Origin of the sequence: Pseudolabrys taiwanensis, assembly GCF_003367395.1 — a bacterium.
GTDB lineage: Bacteria > Pseudomonadota > Alphaproteobacteria > Rhizobiales > Xanthobacteraceae > Pseudolabrys > Pseudolabrys taiwanensis.
In genome coordinates this window covers 861,347-879,923 of record NZ_CP031417.1, presented here as the reverse complement: position 1 = coordinate 879,923, position 18,577 = coordinate 861,347, and the positions used below count along the sequence as shown (strand labels likewise).

At 64.7% G+C, this 18,577-nt stretch carries 18 protein-coding genes and 2 tRNA genes; 8 read left to right on the top strand and 12 right to left on the bottom strand.

Translation table 11 applies throughout. From position 1 onward, the window contains the following. The first annotated feature begins 76 nt into the window (after positions 1-76). Together DW352_RS04220 and DW352_RS04215 are read left to right on the top strand one after the other, a co-directional pair. A tRNA-Arg gene (locus DW352_RS04220) sits at positions 77-153 on the top strand. Between the two features lie 176 nt (positions 154-329). Next, complete coding sequence (locus DW352_RS04215; protein WP_115688816.1) at positions 330-701, top strand: hypothetical protein; 372 nt, start codon at positions 330-332, stop codon at positions 699-701. A gap of 23 nt (positions 702-724) precedes the next feature. Here DW352_RS04215 and DW352_RS04210 read toward each other — a convergent pair whose 3' ends face one another. The 5 genes from DW352_RS04210 to DW352_RS04190 all read right to left on the bottom strand — a co-directional run bounded on the left by DW352_RS04210 (position 725) and on the right by DW352_RS04190 (position 5,421). Then, a complete protein-coding gene (locus DW352_RS04210; protein WP_115688814.1) occupies positions 725-2,347 on the bottom strand; it encodes an ABC-F family ATP-binding cassette domain-containing protein in 1,623 nt (540 codons plus the stop codon). A gap of 109 nt (positions 2,348-2,456) precedes the next feature. Further along, positions 2,457-2,762 carry an ETC complex I subunit gene (locus DW352_RS04205; RefSeq protein WP_115688812.1) on the bottom strand — a complete coding sequence of 102 codons (306 nt, stop codon included), beginning with the start codon at positions 2,760-2,762 and terminating at the stop codon, positions 2,457-2,459. A gap of 112 nt (positions 2,763-2,874) precedes the next feature. Then, positions 2,875-3,237 (bottom strand): helix-turn-helix transcriptional regulator, encoded by a 363-nt coding sequence (locus tag DW352_RS04200; protein ID WP_115688810.1) that lies wholly within the window; start codon positions 3,235-3,237, stop codon positions 2,875-2,877. An 89-nt stretch (positions 3,238-3,326) separates the two neighbouring features. After that, positions 3,327-4,715, bottom strand: coding sequence for a porin (locus DW352_RS04195; RefSeq protein ID WP_115688808.1), 1,389 nt, complete (start codon positions 4,713-4,715; stop codon positions 3,327-3,329). A gap of 612 nt (positions 4,716-5,327) precedes the next feature. After that, positions 5,328-5,421: transfer RNA gene (locus tag DW352_RS04190), tRNA-Ser, on the bottom strand. Positions 5,422-5,569: 148 nt separating this feature from the next. Here DW352_RS04190 and DW352_RS04185 point away from each other — a divergent pair. The 3 genes from DW352_RS04185 (at position 5,570) to DW352_RS04175 (ending at position 9,378) form a co-directional block, all read left to right on the top strand. Next, entirely contained in the window at positions 5,570-7,303 is a 1,734-nt protein-coding gene (locus DW352_RS04185) for a class I SAM-dependent methyltransferase (RefSeq protein ID WP_115688806.1), read from the top strand. Between the two features lie 80 nt (positions 7,304-7,383). Then, positions 7,384-7,641: a DUF3551 domain-containing protein gene (locus DW352_RS04180; protein ID WP_115688805.1), complete on the top strand. Its 258-nt coding sequence runs from the start codon at positions 7,384-7,386 to the stop codon at positions 7,639-7,641. Between the two features lie 60 nt (positions 7,642-7,701). Further along, positions 7,702-9,378, top strand: coding sequence for a tetratricopeptide repeat protein (locus DW352_RS04175; protein ID WP_115688804.1), 1,677 nt, complete (start codon positions 7,702-7,704; stop codon positions 9,376-9,378). On the opposite strand, the gene DW352_RS04170 is transcribed toward DW352_RS04175, so the two are convergent. After that, positions 9,375-9,674 carry an SEL1-like repeat protein gene (locus DW352_RS04170; RefSeq protein WP_115688803.1) on the bottom strand — a complete coding sequence of 100 codons (300 nt, stop codon included), beginning with the start codon at positions 9,672-9,674 and terminating at the stop codon, positions 9,375-9,377. The two genes, DW352_RS04175 and DW352_RS04170, sit on opposite strands and share 4 nt — an antisense overlap. Positions 9,675-10,013: 339 nt before the next feature. Further along, on the bottom strand, positions 10,014-10,655 hold the full coding sequence (locus DW352_RS04165) for a glutathione S-transferase family protein (protein WP_245434449.1): 642 nt from the start codon (positions 10,653-10,655) through the stop codon (positions 10,014-10,016). A 367-nt stretch (positions 10,656-11,022) separates the two neighbouring features. Between DW352_RS04165 and DW352_RS04160 the strand changes: the two genes are divergently transcribed. Beyond that, positions 11,023-11,298, top strand: coding sequence for a hypothetical protein (locus DW352_RS04160; protein ID WP_115688801.1), 276 nt, complete (start codon positions 11,023-11,025; stop codon positions 11,296-11,298). 848 nt (positions 11,299-12,146) lie between these two features. Here DW352_RS04160 and gatB read toward each other — a convergent pair. Then, on the bottom strand, positions 12,147-13,616 hold the full coding sequence (gene gatB / locus DW352_RS04155; RefSeq protein WP_115688800.1) for an Asp-tRNA(Asn)/Glu-tRNA(Gln) amidotransferase subunit GatB: 1,470 nt from the start codon (positions 13,614-13,616) through the stop codon (positions 12,147-12,149). Positions 13,617-13,824: 208 nt separating this feature from the next. Between gatB and DW352_RS26675 the strand changes: the two genes are divergently transcribed. Continuing rightward, a complete protein-coding gene (locus DW352_RS26675) occupies positions 13,825-13,974 on the top strand; it encodes a hypothetical protein (RefSeq protein WP_162826776.1) in 150 nt (49 codons plus the stop codon). A gap of 22 nt (positions 13,975-13,996) precedes the next feature. On the opposite strand, the gene DW352_RS04150 is transcribed toward DW352_RS26675, so the two are convergent. Further along, a complete protein-coding gene (locus DW352_RS04150; protein WP_115694230.1) occupies positions 13,997-14,899 on the bottom strand; it encodes a LysR family transcriptional regulator in 903 nt (300 codons plus the stop codon). Between the two features lie 117 nt (positions 14,900-15,016). On the opposite strand from DW352_RS04150, the gene DW352_RS04145 reads away from it, so the two are divergent. Then, complete coding sequence (locus DW352_RS04145; protein WP_115688799.1) at positions 15,017-16,459, top strand: MFS transporter; 1,443 nt, start codon at positions 15,017-15,019, stop codon at positions 16,457-16,459. Position 16,460: 1 nt separating this feature from the next. Here DW352_RS04145 and gatA read toward each other — a convergent pair whose 3' ends face one another. From gatA to gatC, 3 genes are read right to left on the bottom strand one after another with little or no spacing between them, the layout of a single operon-like run. Next, positions 16,461-17,936 (bottom strand): Asp-tRNA(Asn)/Glu-tRNA(Gln) amidotransferase subunit GatA, encoded by a 1,476-nt coding sequence (gatA, locus tag DW352_RS04140; protein WP_115688798.1) that lies wholly within the window; start codon positions 17,934-17,936, stop codon positions 16,461-16,463. Further along, positions 17,929-18,234, bottom strand: a complete 306-nt coding sequence (locus DW352_RS04135; protein WP_210209926.1) for a hypothetical protein — start codon at positions 18,232-18,234, stop codon at positions 17,929-17,931. The genes gatA and DW352_RS04135 overlap by 8 nt, the downstream gene beginning before the upstream one ends. 3 nt (positions 18,235-18,237) lie before the next feature. Beyond that, complete coding sequence (gene gatC / locus DW352_RS04130) at positions 18,238-18,525, bottom strand: Asp-tRNA(Asn)/Glu-tRNA(Gln) amidotransferase subunit GatC (protein ID WP_115688796.1); 288 nt, start codon at positions 18,523-18,525, stop codon at positions 18,238-18,240. Between the last annotated feature and the right edge of the window lie 52 nt (positions 18,526-18,577).

Sequence of the window (18,577 nt, the reverse complement as noted above, 5' to 3'; positions counted from 1 at the left end):
GGCTCGTAAACGGTCCCGGCGTGCAAACACTTTCAATGCGCCGGCGGTGCGGGTAAACCCTGACGTCGTGCGAAACGGCCCCGTAGCTCAGTTGGATAGAGCATCAGCCTTCTAAGCTGAGGGTCGCTGGTTCGAATCCAGCCGGGGTCGCCAGTTTCTCCATCGATATTCCGGCATTTCTCTCTCCCTCACGTATTCGATCGCGGGAACGTCTGTGGCCCCAAAGCCGCTATGACGTAAACGTTATGGTGCATTGCACCATTCGGCTTGCTGCCATACCGCACACGGGGCATAAGGAGCCGACAAATCGCGTCTGAGACTTGAAATTTATGAGCAAAAACAACAACCAGCCCTGGGATACCAAGTTCGGCCCCCGCCGCGTCCGCCATGAAGCGCCGACGCTGGAGGAAGCTATTTTCGCCGCCCAGGGTTTGTCGGACGATCTCGACCACCAGGCAGAGATCGCGGCCTCGTTGATGGGGCTGCCGGTCGATCAGGTGCGGAATAGTCCGCTGCTCAAAGTCCGGCCGCCGCGCGAGACCTTCGTTATGCCCGCCGCCCCCGCGAGCCCGGCCGGCACGCCGACGCGCGCCTTCGTGGTGGAACGCAAGTTCGCCGTTGAGCGAAAAGCTACGGTCGAGCGCAAAGTCGTGGTCGAGCGCAAGCCGACGCGCCGCCTGATCACAACGGCCAGCCGCTAACTCAAACGCTCATAGGCCTGCCGTCAGCTCCGCAGGCCTGGCGCTTCGTAGCCGGTGCGGTCGACGTATTCCGTATAGCCGCCGCCGTAGGTGTGCACGCCTTCCGGCGTCACCTCCAGCACGCGATTGGACAGCGCGGCCAGGAAATGCCGGTCGTGCGATACGAACAGCATCGTGCCTTCGTATTGCGCCAGCGCGGCGATGAGCATCTCCTTCGTCGCCATGTCGAGATGGTTGGTGGGCTCGTCCAACACCAGGAAGTTCGGCGGGTCGAAGAGCATCAAAGCCATCACCAGGCGCGCCTTCTCGCCACCCGATAGAACGCGGCATTTCTTCTCGACGTCATCGCCGGAGAAGCCAAAGCATCCGGCAAGCGTGCGCAGCGAGCCCTGCCCGGCCTGCGGGAACGCATATTCAAGCTCTTCGAACACGGTGCGTTCGCCGTCGAGCAGATCCATGGCGTGCTGGGCGAAATAGCCCATCTTCACACTGCTGCCGACCGTCACCGAACCATCGTCCGGCTCCGTCGCGCCCGCGACCAGCTTGAGCAGCGTCGACTTGCCCGCGCCGTTGATGCCCATCACGCACCAACGCTCCTTGCGTCGCACAGAGAAATCCAAACCGCTGTAGATGCTGCGATTGCCGTAGCCTTTGTGCACGTCCTTGAGGATGACCACGTCGTCGCCCGAACGCGGCGCCGGCGGAAAATCGAACGCCACCGTCTGGCGCCGCCGCGGCGGCTCGACGCGCTCGATCTTGTCGAGCTTCTTGACGCGGCTCTGCACCTGCGCGGCGTGCGAGGCGCGCGCCTTGAAGCGTTCGATGAATTTGATTTCCTTGGCGAGCATCGCCTGCTGACGCTCGAACTGCGCCTGCTGCTGCTGCTCGGCGAGCGCACGCTGCTTCTCGTAAAAGGCGTAGTCGCCCGAGTAAGTGGTGAGCGTGCCGCCGTCGATTTCGATGATCTTGTTGACGATGCGGTTCATGAACTCGCGGTCGTGCGAGGTCATCAGCAGCGCGCCGTCGTAGTCTTTGAGGAAGGCCTCGAGCCAGATGAGGCTTTCCAGATCGAGATGGTTGCTCGGCTCGTCGAGCAGCATCACGTCGGGCCGCATCAACAGAATGCGCGCCAAGGCCACGCGCATCTTCCAGCCGCCGGACAACTTGCCGACGTCGCCGTCCATCATTTCCTGACTGAAGCTCAGGCCGGCGAGAACTTCGCGGGCGCGCCCCTCCAGGGCATAGCCGTCCAATTCCTGGAAACGGTGCTGCACCTCGCCGTAACGCTCGATGATGGCTTCCATCTCGTCGGCGCGTTCCGGATCGGCCATGGCCGTCTCCAGCTCTTTCAACTCGGCGGCGACGATGCTGACCGGCCCCGCGCCGTCCATCACTTCGGCGACAGAACTGCGCCCGGCCATCTCGCCGACGTCCTGGCTGAAATACCCGATGGTCACGCCGCGATCGACGGCGACCTGGCCTTCATCGGGCAACTCGCGGCCGGTGATCATGCGGAACAGCGTCGTCTTGCCGGCGCCGTTCGGGCCGACCAAACCGACTTTCTCGCCTTTGTTGAGAACGGCGGACGCCTCGATGAAGAGGATCTGGTGGCCGTTCTGCTTGCTGATGTTGTCGAGACGGATCATGTGCGCATGGGCCCAAAAACATTGCGATGCCCGTGAGGGCATCGCCGTGGCCTAATCGTTCAGGTGGTATGCCGGATGCCGCCACGCGGCCCGCCGACGCCCGTTGGCGTCAGTGGGTCCAGGCGTCGCGGCGCTTGAAGGCGAAGTTGTCGGCGTAGGAGATCGTCCGCCGGTGCGGCGGGGTCGCCTCGAAGACCTGATAGGCGATGCCGTGACGCTCGCAATAAGCGATCGCGTCTTCCTTGCTGGGAAAGCGCAGCCGCACCTGCTGTTGCATGTCGCCCGAGGAGGTCCATCCCATCAGCGGCTCGACCTGGCGCGGCTGTGCCGGCTCGAAATCCAGTACCCAGGCCTTGGTGTTGGCAAAGCCGGATTGCATGGCGGTCTTGGACGGCTTGTAGATGCGCGCAGTCATGAGTCGCGGTCCGGTTGGCTGTTTCAGCCGCTCTATAAAGCCTGGGCTCGACCGAGGCAATCGCCGACGGCTCGCCTCTCCCGGGCCCGATACGACCGTGAAAATTCGGAATTCAGCTCCGATAGGCGACCGAGGTCACCCCAAGCTGGGTGCGGGCGGCATGGGAACGCGGGTCCTCGCGATCGAAAACACCTGTCCTTACCGTCACGCGGAAGCCGCCTTCCGGCAGGTCCTCGAACTCGATGCCTTCCGCGCGCCACAAATCCTCGATGGCGCGGACGGTCGCGCGGCGGGGCTCGGTATCGCCCTGCTCCAGCTTATGGATCGCACGTTGGGTCAGGCCGACGCTGGCGCCGAAGTCGCTCTGGCTCAGGCCAAGAACCGCCCGGGCCATACGCACCTTGGCGGCAAAAGCGCGACGCTCGAGCCGCACCAGCTCAAGAAGATCGCGGGATACGCGCGGCTCGATCAGCATGAGCTCGCCTCAACAAACAACACAACCACTCAAGGAAAGAACCCCCGGCGGTTTCCCGCCGGAGGTCTTTTCAGATCCCGATCAGACGATCAGGGATAGAAGTCTTTGTGCGCACGGAGGCGAACGCCCCAGTTGTCCACGTCCTTGACGCTGGTCGCGCCGACCGCACCCGTCGGGACGAGACCCGCCGGCAGCGTTGCGCTCTGCAGCTTCGAGTACATGACGTCGACGCCGAGGTAGAAGTCACGCGTGACGTTCCACTGCGTACGCGAACCGATCCACCAGGACTTCCAGTTCATGTTGCAGCCGGCAAGCGCGCCGCACATCAGAGCGTTGGCGGTGTCGCCGTAGTTGACGGCCGCGTAGCCGCCATACAGCGAGGTCTTCCAACGGGCGTTCCAGAAGTGCTCGTAGGCCGCGTTGACGTTCCAGGCGGTGGTCAGGTTCAGGTCGCTGCCCGTGGTGCCGAACACGGCATCGCTCAGGATGCCGAAGCCAACGCCTTGACCGTCGACCTTGCCCCAGTTGCCGTTCGGCGTCATGAACGCATAACGCAGAGCGCCCTGGGTGTAGTTGACTTGGGCTTGCAGGTAGTCGCCCTTGCCGATCATCGGCGCGTTCAGCTTGATGCCGGCGCCGACCGCGAAGCCCCACTTGTCGCCCGGGTGACCCGAGGCAACGGCGGTCGAGCCACCGTAGTAGGTCGCGTTGACCTGGTGCAGGGCGCCCATGATCTGGGCCGAACCCCAAGCCTGGTCGATGCGCAGGTTGGCAACGATGTCCGGCGACTGGAGACCGCCGTAGCCGCCGCCCGGGAAGCCCGTGCCGCCGATCGCGGTCGAGCCGACGCCCGGTCCGATGATCTGCGTCATGCGACGCTCTTCGGCCGAGATCGTGGCCGACAGACCGTTGCCGAACTGCGCGGTGTAGCCCCAGACCAGCCAGCCCGGATCGCCGCTGTCCGACGACGGGAACGCACCCCAGTACGAGGTCGCCGGCGACGAGTAGAAGTCGTAGAACGACTGCGCGCGGCCGAAGGTGAAGCCGGCCCACTGGATGAAGGCGCGGTTGGCGCTGAACGTGTTCGACGAGGTGTTCGCACCCGTGTCGTTTTCCGAAACGCCGACCGCCAAGTAAGCGCGGACGGTGCCGTATTCGGTCTGGTTGCGCGCGTCGGCGGTGATGTAACCGCGGGCGCGGAACACGCTGTTGTTGGTCGTACGGTTGTTGACGTTACCGTTCGCCCAGCCCCACGCGAAGTTGCCGTTGCCGCCGTACGAATATTCCGAACGGACCCAGCCACCAATCTTCACGCACATGTCGGTGCCGGGGATGTAGTAGAACCCGACGCCGTACAGGCTGCAAATCTTCACGTACTGGACCGGTTTGGCCTTAACGGGAAGATCGGCGGCCTGCGCCCCAGCAACCGCGACGAGACCCGCCGCCGAGCCGAGGAGAAGGCTTTTCACCATCTTCATCTTGAACCTCCAAAACAGTGTTTATCGTGAGAGGGTTCCGTATCCGCCCAGTGCGACAGCACCGAAGGAACTTCCCCTTGCTCCCCGCTAACCGGTCACCTCGCACCACGGTGAGTAGCCGACCGAATAGCGCGACATGGGGATGCCCCCCTCCGTCGCAGGGATCACATTACTGGATGAGCCCTCGCAGGCAACGAAGAAGCACCGTTCCCACAGCCGCTGCGGCCGCTTTCTGACCGACTGTTGCGCAAAAAACACGCAGGCTGGAGGGGCCGTTAACCACGTCCGAAAGCCGTCCCTATTTCACCGTTTTATCATTTTAACTCAGATACTTAGTTAAGAGTAGGGAGTCGGCCGATACGTCCCATAAACGGACCGATTGCTTACCCGGAAGCCGTCGCCGGCGCGGTTCGAGCAAAAGGTGCACAGCCGAATAAAACGCGCATGGCGCGAAAAAATGCGAGCCGCCAAGCGAATCTCGCCATTCGATTCGTAATAGCTGGGTTGCGCCGGAAGGCGGACCACATGCGGTTCCGTTGGAACTGCCGCGCGCCAAATCGGCGCGGAAACCCGCGCACGTCGGTCGTCTGGTGATGGTGGAAAGGGGGAATCTGGCGGAGCCGGAGGGATTCGAACCCTCGATACGCCTTTACAAGCGTATAACGGTTTAGCAAACCGCCGCCTTCAGCCACTCGGCCACAGCTCCTCGTAAGCGCGGATATGCCCGACGCTTGGTGCAATAGCAAGGAGCGCGGCCGAGGATTGACGTCGACGCAACCGCTTGTCCCCGCCTTCGCTTGCGGAGCGCGCCGGAAGGCGGCATGTGAGCCTCCGCACGAGGAACGCCCCAGCTCATGAACCGAAAGCAGCGCCGCGCCACAGCAAAGCAGGCACCGGCCGCTTCCGGCCGTCCATCGATGCCGGCAGGCGATCCGGGTGTGCAATTGCTCGCCGCCGGCCTGCGCCACGAACAGCAACGGCAATTCGCCGAGGCCGCCGCGGCCTATCAGCGCCTCCTCGCGGCCGATCCGACGCATGCGGAGGCCGCCAACAATCTCGGCCGCGTGCTGCAGGCGCAAGGCAAGACGCGGGAGGCGTCGGCCGCCTATGCGCAGGCGTTGCAACTGATGCCGCAGTTGCTCGACCAATACGGCGGCATCTTCGGCACGCTCGTCGCGCTCCGGCCCGCGCTCGGCGAAGCCCTGCGCCAAGCGACGACCGCTTGGCCGCAGCGGCTCGGCATCGACGCGCTGTTCGGCAAGGACGCGTTCGAGGCGCTCGCCGCCGATCCCCTGCTCCAGTGCCTGCTCGCGGCCACGCCGGTGCGCGACATCGCCTTCGAGCGGCTGCTGACAATGGTGCGCGCCGATTTGCTCGCGCAGGCGACAGCCGCCGGCACGGCCGACAGCGATACGCTCGCTCTGGCCTGTGCATTGGCACGCCAATGCTTCATCAATGACTACATCTTCGTCACCGCGCCGGACGAAGACGCGCACGTCGCCGGCCTGAAGGCGCTCGCACCTCCGCAAATCACGCCGTTACAGCTGGCCGCGCTCGCGATGTACGCGCCGCTGGCCGGGCTCGACCAGGCAGACGCCCTGCTCGCGCGGACTTGGCCGGTGCCCGTTGAAGCCGTCGTGACCCAGCAACTGCGCGAGCCGGCGGCCGAACGCGCGCTGCGCGAGACGATGCCAAGACTGACCGCGATCGACGACGAAACGTCTGTCCGCGTCCGTGCCCAGTATGAGGAAAACCCCTATCCGCGCTGGGTTTTCCCGCCGGGTCGGACGACGCCTGTCGGCCTCGACGACTATCTGCGCGCGCAGTTTCCGGGCGTCGCTTTCGCCACGACGGGCAAGTCCGAAGATCTCGACATCCTGGTCGCCGGCTGCGGCACCGGCTGGCACGCGATCAGCGTCGCGCAGACCTATCTCGGCGCGCGGCTGCTCGCCGTCGATCTCAGTCTGAGCAGCTTGGCCTACGCCAAACGTGGCACCCCGCCCCGTATCGCCAGCCGGATCGAATACGCCCAGGCCGATATTCTCAAACTCGGCGCGCTGTCGCGGCGCTTCGATGTGATCGAAGTGAGCGGCGTCCTGCACCATATGGCCGATCTGTTCGAAGGCTGGCGTCTTCTGCTGCCGTTGCTGCGACCGAACGGTCTCATGCATGTCGGGCTCTACAGCGAGGCGGCCCGCCGCGACGTCGTCGCGGCGCGCGCCTTCATCGCCGACGGCGGCTATCGCGCGACGCCGGAGGACATCCGCCGCTGCCGTCAGGATCTGATGGCGACGCCATTGCGCAGCGTCGCGCGCTTCTCGGACTTCTTCACCGCCAGCGAATGCCGCGACCTCCTCTTCCATACGCAGGAAGCCCGCGTCACCATTCCGCAGATCAAGCGCTTCCTGGCCGAGAACGACCTGCGCTTCCTCGGCTTCGAATTCGACCTCGGCACGCAGCAACGGCTGCGCACGCTCTTTGCCGAGCAAGGCGCCTCACCGACCGATCTCGACCGCTGGCACGCGTTGGAAGAGGCCGAGCCGGACCTTTTTGCCGGCATGTACCAATTCTGGGTGCAGAAGCGCTGACCGGCGAAATAGGCCGCGCCAACCGCGAACGATCCGGCCTCGCGCGGTGTTAGTCGTCCAGGGGCTGCAAGGAGATACCGATGTTCCGCCGATTGGTCCTGCCCGCGCTTCTCGCGCTTTGCGCTTTCGTCCTGGCGCCGAACAGCAGCCGCGCCGTCGAATATCCCTGGTGCGCCCAATACAGCGGCGATGGCGGCGGCGGCCGCAATTGCGGCTTCTCGACGCTGCAACAATGCGAGGCCACGGTGAGCGGCATCGGCGGGTTCTGCGAGCGCAATTCGTTCTACACCGGGCCGGAACGCACCCAGCCGAAACCGCGCAAGCGCAATTCACGATAACCCGCCTCGCTCGGCTGCGGGCCGATTGACTGGCTGTGCCGGTCATGCGATTGGCGCGCCGTGCCGCCGCAACCTTTCGACCTTGGACAGACGCTGCAACAAGCGCTCGCCCTGCATCAGCAGGGCAAGCTGCGCGACGCCGAGAAGCTTTATGCGCGCGTGCTGAAGGCGGCGCCGGGCAATTTCGACGCGTTGCATCTGCTGGGCCTTGTGAAGGCGCAGAGCGGCCAGATGGGCGAGGCCTATCGGCTGATGGCCTCCGCCGTGCGGATCAATGCCCAATCGCCCGACGCTTGGAGCAATCTCGCCAACGTTCTGCAGTCGCTCAAGCGCCATGACGAAGCGCTCGAGGCCACCGACCGCGCGTTGCAGCTTCGCCCCGGCGACCCCAGCGTTCTGCAGCAGCGCGGCAATATCCTGCTCTCGCTCGCGCGCCCCGCCGATGCGATCGCCAGCTTCGACGCTGTGCTCAGGGCCAATCCGCGCCAAGGCGAGGCGCTGTTCAACCGCGGCACGGCGAAAGCCGCGCTGGGCAACCCCGCCGAGGCGCTCGCCGATTTCGATGCTGCGCTCAAGCTGATGCCGCAACATCCCAACGCGCTCTACAACCGCGGCAACGCGCTGCTCGACCTTGGCCGACCGGCCGACGCGATCGTCGCTTTCGACCAGGCCCTCGCCCGTGCGCCGCAGCACGTCAAAGCGCTCAACAATCGCGGCCGCGCCCTGCAGGCGCTCAACCGCCACGCGGAGGCGCTCGCTGCGTTCGACAAGGCCGTCGTCGTCGACAAAGACTACGCCGACGCCCACTTCAACCGGTCACATGCGCTGCTGACGCTTGGCGAACTGCGCAAAGGCTTTGCCGAATACGAATGGCGCTGGAAGCGTTCAGGCATGGAAGGCGCGGCGCGCAAGCTCGGCCGTCCGCTCTGGCTCGGCGAATATCCGCTCGGCGGCAAGACGATCCTGCTGCACGCCGAGCAAGGGCTGGGCGACACCATCCAGTTCGTCCGCTACGCGCCGTTGCTGGCCAAAGCCGGCGCCAAGGTGGTGCTGGAGGTGCAGCCGGAGCTGAAGGCGCTATTGAGCGGTCTCGAGGGCATCCAGGCCTGCGTCGCACGCGGCGAGACTTTGCCCGCATTCGACGTGCACTGCCCGCTGCTGAGCCTGCCGCTGGCGATGAAAACCGATCTGGAAAGCGTGCCCGCGCCGATCCCTTATCTGCATGCCAATGCGGAACGGATCGAGCGCTGGAAGCCGCGCCTCGAAGCCTTGCCGGGCAAGCGCGTGGCCATCGCCTGGGCCGGCCATACGCGACACGTGAATGACCGCAACCGCTCGCTGGCGCTCGAACAGCTTGCGCCGCTCTTTGCGCGCGACGGCGTATCGTTTGTCAGCATCCAGCGCGAACTGCGCGACGGCGACGCCGAAATCCTGGCGCGCTACGGCAACGTCACCCATGTGGGCGACGCGCTCACCGACATGGCCGACACGGCCGCCATCGCGGCCCTCGCCGATCTGACGCTCGCGGTCGACACGTCGGTCGTGCATCTTGCGGGCGCGCTCGGACGCCCGGTCTGGATCATGCTGCCGTTCGTGCCCGACTGGCGCTGGGGCCTGACCCAGGAAACCAGCCCCTGGTATCCGCAGGCCCGGTTGTTTCGCCAACCGGCCTTGGCCGATTGGGCGCAAGTCGTCGCCGCAGTCGGCGGCGCCCTCACCCGCTTCGCCGCAGATTAGGCGGCGACGAGCATCGGCATCGACTGCACCGCCGGCATCTGCGGATGCGTCTTGAGCCAATCGCGCGCGGCGCGTTGCGCGTAACCGATCTCACTGTCGCTCATCAGCTCGGCGATCTCGCGACGCAAGCGCGCGGCATCCTGATGACCGCGCGAAGCGGCGATGTTGAACCACTTGTGTGCCGCGATCAGATCGATCGGTACACCGGCGCCGGCGGAGTAGATCATGCCAAGACCAAAGCAGTCTTCCACCCCAGCCGGCTCCGGATTTGACGCCACGATTTCGATGTCAGCCATTTCGGCCTCCCGTTTTTTGTGAAGCGACGTCCCCCAAGACGTTCGCCTCTTCGTCCCTGTTGTCCGGCTCACGTCCGAACAGGGGCGATCTTCGGGAGAAAATTTGAATGACAGTTTAAATGGTTGGATGAATCGAAAGTGAAGACGGATGGAACAAAAATCCAAAACCGCTGCAAAAACGCAGTAAAATCGCGCTTTTCGTGCGGCGGTCACCATCCGGTAACCGAGCCGGTTCAGCCCCGGCTAACCAGTTCGCGCGGTCGACCCCGTGCGACGTGGCACCGCATCGGTCGATGCCCGGCTCAGCACGGGCATGGCGATCTCATCGTGTCGGTTGATTTACGCCACCCGCGCACGTTGACCGAACAACACCGATTGCACTTTCGGATCCTTCATATCGACGTTGTTGCGCATGTCCTTGCCGAGCGCCATGCCGCGCTGGACCGCGGGCCGCTCCTTCACCGTGGCGAGCCAACGCTTCAGATGCGGGAACTCGTCGATGTCGATGCTCTGGCGTCCCCACAGATTGACCCAGCCGACGCATGCCATGTCGGCGATCGAATATTTGCCGGCGAGGAAGTCGCGATCCGCCAGCCGCGTGTTCATCACGCCGTAAAGGCGGTGCACTTCGTCCTCGTAGCGCTTGATCGCGTAAGGCAGCGTCTCCTTGGCGTAATGCTTGAAGTGGTTGAGTTGCCCGGCCATCGGCCCGAGGCCGCCCATCTGCCAGAACAGCCACTGATCGACTTCGAGGCGGCCGCGTTCGTCCTTGGGATAGAACTTGCCGACCTTGCGGCCGAGATACTGGAGAATGGCGCCCGACTCGAAGATCGAGATCGGCCGCCCGCCCGGCCCTTGCGGATCGACGATGGCCGGCATGCGGTTGTTGGGCGAGATCGCGAGAAAGTCGGGCTTGAACTGCTCGCCCGCCGAGATGTTCACCGGGATCATGGTGTAGGGCAGCTTGCACTCTTCCAGCATGATCGAGACCTTGAAGCCATTCGGTGTCGGCCAGTAGTAGAGCTCGATCGGCTTGGGCTTCGCCGCAGCCTTCCCGGCCACGGTCTTCGCGGCCGATGCTTTCTTGGCCGACGTCTTCGCCTTCCCCGGCTTTGCCTTGCGCGCCATCGTTTCCAACCCCGTTATAGGTCCGCCGTCCGGACTGTAACGAGACCTAGGTCCGCCGTATGAACCGCGCAATGGGGCGCTAATCGCGTCCGAAGGCCGTCGTAGCGGCATCAAACTACCCGTACGCTGGACGGTTTCAACTTTTGATTGTTATATCTCACCGCCGGGTTGCAGACGGGCATGCCGCCCGTGGCGTCCTGCAAAGCAAATGGGGGAGTTGATGTACCGACGTATCCTGACGGCCGTGACCGCCGTCGCCTTGCTCGCCGCGCCGTTGCCGAGCCTTGCCCAAACCTCGACCGCGCCGGCGACGACCACGACGGAAGCGAAGAAACCGAAACGCGAGCCGACGCCCGGTCAGTTGGCCGCCCGCGAGCGGCAGAAGAAGTGCGCCGCCGAATGGAAGCAGGCGAAAGCGGACGGCAAGGTGGAGAAGGGAATGAAGTGGCCTCAGTACTGGAGCGCCTGCAACAAGCGCCTGAAGGCCGGGACCTGAAGACGCGTTCGCGTCATCCCTGAAAAGACCGAGGGCGTCGGCGAGACTTCAAATCTCGCCGACGCCCTCTGATGTCATCCGGAACCGGGGCGCCCGAAAGCGATGGCCAATCGCTCACCTGCCCTCTGACGCGCACCGGCCCGTATGACGCAATCTCCAGCACTTACGTGCGAAGATCGGGAAGTACGATCAGGCTAGATGCGCTTCTTCTTGCGCTTCGCCTTCTTCGCGGTCTTCACAGCCTTCTTACGACGTTTAGCCATTTGCTGCCCTCCTAGCCATGAAAGTCATGGCGGTGTCGCATCAGTGCGGTCGGGAATCGACGCGCACTGCTATTGCGTTTACTACAACACAACGAAAAAAACAGCGTTCGACTTAAGGAAGTGTGTATAGCGCGCGCGTTCGCCGCATCTTGACGAAGCAATGCAGCGCGAAGATCGCGATCCGACATCTTGCAGCGCTCGTCTCTTCCGTTTCAGGCAACGCTGCATCATCGATTCAAAAAATCGCGATGAAATATGGATTTTTTGCATCAAGTATAGCGCGCGCTCTTTACAGAAGAGACGTCGGAAACGGCGCGTGCAAGGGCGATGATGCTTGGTTAACGACGCGCGCGACGAACGCGATCGCGCTGCGAAAAAATTTTTGCACAGAACGCTCTGACGACGCTTTCGCGCGACCTGAATCGATCAAAAACGAGCGAATCGGCGTCCGCTGATTCGCGTATGCGGCCGCGTTGCGTGGTGCGTGAGACGCATCGTCGGCGTCCAAAGACGCACGCGAACGGTGCCGACGTCACCGTACGACGCGGCCGACGCAACGCGCGTTCGCTTGTGCGATGCCGAAAGTCAGAGACCGAGCTTCTGCTTGAGCAGATCGTTGACCGCTTGCGGGCTTGCTTTACCGCCGGACGACTTCATCACCTGTCCGACGAACCAACCGATCGCCTTTGGATTGGTCTTGGCGTCGGCGACCTTGTCCGGATTCTTGGCGATGATCTCGTCGACCGCCTTCTCGATCGCGCCGAGATCGGTCACCTGCTTCATGCCGCGCGCTTCGACGATGGCGCGCGGGTCGCCATCCTCCGTCCAAAGAATTTCAAATAAGTCTTTGGCAATCTTGCCGGAAATCGTTTTGTCGGCGATCAGATCGAGCAGCGCGCCGAGACGCTCCGCGCTCACCGGCGACGCCGCGATGTCCTTGCCTTCCTTGTTGAGGCGGCCGAACAGATCGTTGATCACCCAGTTGGCGGCGACCTTGGTGTCGCGTCCCTTCGCCACCGCTTCGAAGTACTCCGCCGTCTCCCGTTCGCCGACCAGCACGCCGGCATCGTAAGCCGACAGCCCGAAGTCGCGCACGAAGCGCGCCTTCTTCTCGTCCGGCAGCTCGGGCAGGTGCTGCGCAAGGTCCGCGACGTAATCTTCGCTCAGTTCGAGCGGCAACAGATCGGGATCGGGGAAGTAACGGTAATCATGCGCCTCCTCTTTGGAGCGCATCGACCGTGTCATGCCCTTGCCGGGATCGAACAGGCGCGTTTCCTGTTCGATCTTACCGCCGTCTTCGAGGATCTCGATCTGCCGGCGCGCCTCGTAGTCGACCGCCTGGCCGATGAAACGGATCGAGTTGACGTTCTTGATCTCGCAGCGCGTGCCGAAGGGTTCGCCGGGCCGCCGCACCGAGACGTTGACGTCCGCGCGCAGCGAGCCCTGCTCCATGTTGCCGTCGCAGGTACCGAGATAGCGCAGGATCGAGCGCAGCTTGGATACGTAGGCCTTCGCCTCCTCCGACGAGCGCAGGTCGGGCTTCGACACGATCTCCATCAGCGCGACGCCGGAGCGGTTGAGATCGACGAAGGACATACTCGGATGCCGGTCGTGCACGCTCTTGCCGGCGTCCTGCTCGAGATGAACGCGCTCGATGCCGACGGTTGCGGTCTCGCCGCCTTCGAGATCGACGACGACCTCGCCCTCGCCGACGATTGGCGACTTGTACTGGCTGATCTGATAGCCCTGCGGCAGATCCGGATAGAAATAATTCTTCCGGTCGAACACCGACTTCAGATTGATCTTGGCCTTGAGGCCGAGGCCGGTCCGCACCGCCTGCGCCACGCACTCGGCGTTGATCACCGGCAACATGCCGGGCATCGCCGCATCGACGAGCGAGACGTGACTGTTCGGGCTACCGCCGAACTCCGTCGAGGCGCCGGAGAACAGCTTCGACTTCGAGGTGACCTGGGCATGGACTTCCATGCCGATGACGACTTCCCAGTCGCCGGTGGCGCCACGGATCAACTTGTCGGATTTGCTCTGCGCGTTCATGGGCCTACCCGTAGCCGCCGGAACCGGAACGGGCAAGATGGTCGCCGCCGCACCGGCTCGGCGTTGCAAATTTGCATCTGTCGGGCGCGATACCGGCGGCTCTTGCCATGTCATCGCCCGCCCCCCGCCTCACCACGGCCACAGCGCAAGCGTTACACGGAACACCAGTGGCGCAGGGACGTTCGCCTCCAAGAACATGGATGACGTCATGAACAACAACACTGGCACCTTCGGGATCCTGATCGGCGGCGTCGTGGCCGTCATCGCCGTGCTGTTTCTCCTCAGCGGCGGAGAACTCGGCGGCAAGAAGACGGTGGAAGGCGACCAAGACCTGCCGCCCGTCGCCACCGCCGAATAGGCGCGGCCGGAACGGACGGTCATCAGCGCACGCGTTTCCCGGCGCAGACGTCGCGGACGCAGGTCCGCAGCCAGCGGTGCGCCGGATCGGCATCCAGTCGGGGATGCCACAGCAAAGAAATGGTAATCTCAGGCACCGCGACCGGGAGCGCAAAGCTGTGCATCCCGGCGCGGAGATTTTCAGTGTGCCGCTCCGGAACGCAGGCGATCAGGTCGGAGGCGCGCGCCAGCACCAGCGCCGCCGAAAAGCCGCTGACGATGGTGACGATCTTCCGTTCAAGCCCCAGCGCTTCCAAGGCTTCGTCCAGCGGTCCGCGCTTGAACGCGCGCCGTCCGACCAGGATGTGCTTGCCGGCGGCATAACGGGCGGGCGTGATCTTGCCCTTGCTCAGCGGATGTCCTTTGCGCACGACGCCGATGAAGCGATCCCGGAATAAGGCCTGCGCCCGCACTTCCGGACCGGTCGCATCGCCCACCACGCCCACTTCCAGATCGACACTGCCCTCGCGCAAGGGGGCGCTGTCTTTGTCCAGCTTCTCCGCAAAGCGCAGGCACACGCCGGGCGCTTCCTTGCCGATCCGCGCAATGATCCCGGCGCCGAAGCTTTCGACGAAGCCTTCCCTGACCCGCAACGTGAACGTTCGATCGAGCCGCTTGAGATCGAGCGTCTCGGCCGGACGCAACACCGCTTCGCTGTCCTGCACGAGCTGACCGACCCGCCCGCGCAGCTCGAGCGCGCGCGGCGTCGCAACGAGACCCCGCCCCGCCCGCACCAGCAGCGGATCGCCGGTCGCGTCGCGCAGGCGTGCCAAAGCGCGGCTCATGGCCGATGGGCTCAGGCGCAGCCGCTGCGCCGCGCGCGCGACACTGCCTTCGGCGAGCAGCACGTCGAGCGTGACGAGCAAATTGAGGTCGGGTCTGGGCATGGGCGCGACCATAGGCGGTTTTGACATGGCGTCAAACGCACGAATGAAGTGCAAACGATGCGCGTTCCGCCATGCCGCCCAACGGGCTAGCTCTGTCGTATTCAAGGAGCCGCCAGCATGTCCACGTTGACCTCATCGCCGTCCGCCCGAGCCGACGCCCAAACCACGTCGGCCGCCAACACCGCATCGGCTCGCTGGGCCCTCGTCAGCCTCGCCCTCTGCACGCTGTTGTCCTCGCTCGCCACCAGCATCGCCAATGTAGGCCTGCCGGCGCTGACGGTGGCCTTCAATGCGTCGTTTCAGCAGGCCCAGTGGGTCGTGCTCGCTTATCTTCTCGCCGTCACCACATTGATCGTCAGCGTCGGCCGGCTCGGCGACATCGTCGGCCGCCGGCGCCTGCTCCTCGTTGGCATCATCGTGTTCACCGCGTCGTCGGTCTTGTGCGGCCTCGCGCCCGCGCTCTGGCTGCTGATCGCGGCGCGCGCGGCGCAGGGCCTGGGCGCGGCCGTGATGCTCGCGCTCGCCATGGCGTCCGTCGGCGAGACCGTATCGAAGGAAAGAACCGGCAGCGCCATGGGCATGCTGGGGACCATGTCGGCGATCGGCACGGCGCTCGGCCCGTCGGTCGGCGGCATATTGATCGCGGCGTTCGGCTGGCGATCGATGTTCCTGGCGATCGTACCGCTCGCGCTCGTGACTTTCATTCTGGCGCAGCGCTATCTTCCCGCGGATCGTCGGAAGCCGGACGCAACGCGGCCCCGCTTCGACAATGTCGGCACGCTACTTCTCGCATCGACCCTGGCGGCTTACGCGCTTGCCATGACGATAGGACGCGGCCAGTTCGGCCCACTCAACATCGTGCTGCTGTCCGCGGCCATCCTCGGCGCCGGCGTATTCGTGCTCGCCGAGGCAAGAGCGGAGTCGCCGTTGATCCGGCTGACAATGTTCCGCGGCTCTGCCTTGGCGCCGAGCCTTGTCATGAGCATCCTCGTCGCGACGGTGGTGATGACGACCTTCGTGGTCGGGCCGTTCTACCTCGCGCGCGGGCTCGGCTTGAACGAGGCGCTGGTCGGCATGGTAATGGCCGTCGGCCCGATCATCTCCATCGCCACTGGTATTCCGTCGGGACGCATTGTGGACCGCCTGGGCGCGCCGTCGATGGTCGTGATCGGCCTCGCCCTGATGACAGTGGGATCGTTGACGCTCGCCGCGATGCCGGCATCGTTCGGCGCCGTCGGCTACCTCGTGGGCATCGCCGTCCTGAGCCCGGGCTATCAGCTCTTCCAGGCGGCCAACAACACGGTGGTCATGGCGGATGTCCGTGCCGACCAGCGGGGCTTGACGTCCGGCATTCTCAATCTGTCGCGCAATCTCGGGCTGATCACCGGCGCCTCCGTGATGGGCGCCGTATTCGCCACCGCCTCGGCGGCGCGCGACATCACAACCGCATCGGCGGAGGCCGTCGCGCACGGTATGCATGTCACCTTCGCCGTTGCCGGCGGACTGATCGCAATCGCACTCGTTATGGCGATTGCCAGCCGGGCACGGGCGCGCCGCTAGCTCACCACCACGGCTGCGGCGTAAAGCGCCCGGCCGCCTGCTCGATCACCTCGCCAAGCGCGAACAAGGTCTCTTCATCGAATGGGCGGCCGATGAGTTGCAGGCCGAGCGGCAGACCTTGCGAGTCGAGGCCGGCCGGCACGGCGATGCCCGGCAGGCCCGCCATGTTCACCGTCACCGTGAACACGTCATTGAGATACATTTCGACCGGATCGGCACCGCCCTTCTCGCCAAGCCCGAACGCGGCCGACGGCGTTGCCGGCGTCAGCATCGCGTGCACGCCCGCCTCGAAGCAGGCCTCGAAGTCGCGCTTGATCAAGGTGCGCAGCTTCTGCGCCCGCAGATAGTAAGCGTCGTAATAACCGGCCGAGAGCACATAGGTGCCGATCATCACGCGGCGGCGCACCTCGGCGCCGAAACCTTCGGCGCGCGTCTGCTCATAGAGATCGGTGATGTCCTTGCCCGGCACGCGCAGGCCGTACCGCACGCCGTCGTAGCGCGCGAGATTGGACGAGGCTTCCGCCGGCGCGACGATGTAATACGCCGGCAGCGCATATTTGGTGTGTGGCAGCGACACGTCCACGAGTTCGGCGCCGGCTGCTTTCAGCCAGGCGCGGCCCTGCTCCCAGATCTTCTCGATCTCGGCCGGCATGCCGTCGAGCCGGTACTCCTTCGGAATGCCGATGCGCAGGCCCTTCACCGAACGGCCGACCGCGGCCTCATAATCCGGCACCGGCAGATCGACGCAGGTCGAGTCCTTCGGATCGTGTCCGGTCATCGAGCGCGTGAGGATCGCCGCGTCCCGCACCGTCTTCGCGAAAGGCCCCGCCTGATCGAGCGACGACGCAAAGGCGACGATGCCCCAGCGCGACACGCGACCGTAAGTCGGCTTGATGCCGACAGTGCCGGTGAAGGCCGCCGGCTGGCGGATCGAACCGCCGGTGTCGGTGCCCGTCGCGCCAAGGCAGAGCTGCGCCGCGACCGCGGCAGCCGAACCGCCCGACGATCCGCCCGGCGTCAACGGCGTGTTCGAGCCCTTGCGCCGCCACGGCGAATGCACCGGACCGAAGTACGACGTCTCGTTCGCCGAACCCATGGCGAACTCGTCGTTGTTGGTTTTGCCGAGCATGACGGCGCCGTCGCGCCAGAGCTGCGACGTCACGGTCGACTCGTAGGTCGGCACGAAGTTGTCGAGGATGTGCGAGCAGGCGGTGGTGCGCACGCCCGCGGTGCAGAACATGTCCTTCACCGCAAGCGGGATGCCCTCGAGCGGCCCCGCCTCGCCTTTGGCGATGCGCGCGTCCGACGCCTTGGCCATCTCCGCCGCATGCTCCGGCGTCTCCAGCACATAGGCGTTGAGCGCACGCGCCTTCTCGACGGCCGCAACATGGGCAGCGGTCAGCTCGGCGGCGGAGAAGCTTTTCTTGCGCAGGCCGTCGCGTGCATCGGCCAGCGTCAACGATGTCAGATCAGTCACGGCCACGCTCGCTTTTCATTCCACGGTTGGCGGCGTTGAGCATGCCGCCGCGCATCAGCGGCTTGGCCGGATCCGGCGTATCGCAGACGAAAGGCGCCGCGGCGAGCTTGGACGGCGCCACCTGCTTGATGAGGACGGTGCCATCCGGCTGGGTCTCCCGCTCGACCTCGCCCGGCAGCGGCAGGCCCATGTCGCGCAGTTCGCTGGCCGTGTACCCTTCCGGCATCCGGCCCTGCGAGATGATCTCGACCAGCTCCCAACGCTGCTGCAGATCCATTTCCTCACAAGCAAGGCACATCGGCTATTCCACCACTTTAGGGACGAGGAAGAAGTGGTCTTCGGTCGCCGGCGCGTTCTTGACGATGTCATCGGCGATGCCGCCGTCGGTGACTTCATCCACGCGCTTCTTCATCGCCATCGGCGTGACCGAGGTCATCGGCTCGACGCCCGCGACGTCCACCTCGGACAACTGCTCGACGAAGGCCAGCATGGCGTTGAGCTCGCCCTTGAGGTGCTCGACCTCCTCCTCCTTGATCGCAATGCGCGCCAGATGCGCGATGCGGCGGACGGTGTCGGCGTCGACGGACATGAAACCTCGGCTCGGGGTGAAGCGGCGTCCCGCCTATAGCAGACCGTCAAAG

Coding starts and splice junctions, on each gene's coding strand:
- DW352_RS04200 (WP_115688810.1), bottom strand. CDS start 3,237: ATGCTGATCGAGCCGCGCGTATCCCGCGATCTTCTTGAGCTGGTGCGG.
- DW352_RS04180 (WP_115688805.1), top strand. CDS start 7,384: ATGTTCCGCCGATTGGTCCTGCCCGCGCTTCTCGCGCTTTGCGCTTTC.
- DW352_RS04215 (WP_115688816.1), top strand. CDS start 330: ATGAGCAAAAACAACAACCAGCCCTGGGATACCAAGTTCGGCCCCCGC.
- DW352_RS04170 (WP_115688803.1), bottom strand. CDS start 9,674: ATGGCTGACATCGAAATCGTGGCGTCAAATCCGGAGCCGGCTGGGGTG.
- DW352_RS04165 (WP_245434449.1), bottom strand. CDS start 10,655: ATGCTGGAAGAGTGCAAGCTGCCCTACACCATGATCCCGGTGAACATC.
- gatB (WP_115688800.1), bottom strand. CDS start 13,616: ATGAACGCGCAGAGCAAATCCGACAAGTTGATCCGTGGCGCCACCGGC.
- DW352_RS04145 (WP_115688799.1), top strand. CDS start 15,017: ATGTCCACGTTGACCTCATCGCCGTCCGCCCGAGCCGACGCCCAAACC.
- DW352_RS04205 (WP_115688812.1), bottom strand. CDS start 2,762: ATGACTGCGCGCATCTACAAGCCGTCCAAGACCGCCATGCAATCCGGC.
- DW352_RS04185 (WP_115688806.1), top strand. CDS start 5,570: ATGAACCGAAAGCAGCGCCGCGCCACAGCAAAGCAGGCACCGGCCGCT.
- gatC (WP_115688796.1), bottom strand. CDS start 18,525: ATGTCCGTCGACGCCGACACCGTCCGCCGCATCGCGCATCTGGCGCGC.
- DW352_RS04160 (WP_115688801.1), top strand. CDS start 11,023: ATGTACCGACGTATCCTGACGGCCGTGACCGCCGTCGCCTTGCTCGCC.
- DW352_RS04210 (WP_115688814.1), bottom strand. CDS start 2,347: ATGATCCGTCTCGACAACATCAGCAAGCAGAACGGCCACCAGATCCTC.
- DW352_RS04135 (WP_210209926.1), bottom strand. CDS start 18,234: ATGTGCCTTGCTTGTGAGGAAATGGATCTGCAGCAGCGTTGGGAGCTG.
- DW352_RS04150 (WP_115694230.1), bottom strand. CDS start 14,899: ATGCCCAGACCCGACCTCAATTTGCTCGTCACGCTCGACGTGCTGCTC.
- DW352_RS04195 (WP_115688808.1), bottom strand. CDS start 4,715: ATGAAGATGGTGAAAAGCCTTCTCCTCGGCTCGGCGGCGGGTCTCGTC.
- DW352_RS26675 (WP_162826776.1), top strand. CDS start 13,825: ATGAACAACAACACTGGCACCTTCGGGATCCTGATCGGCGGCGTCGTG.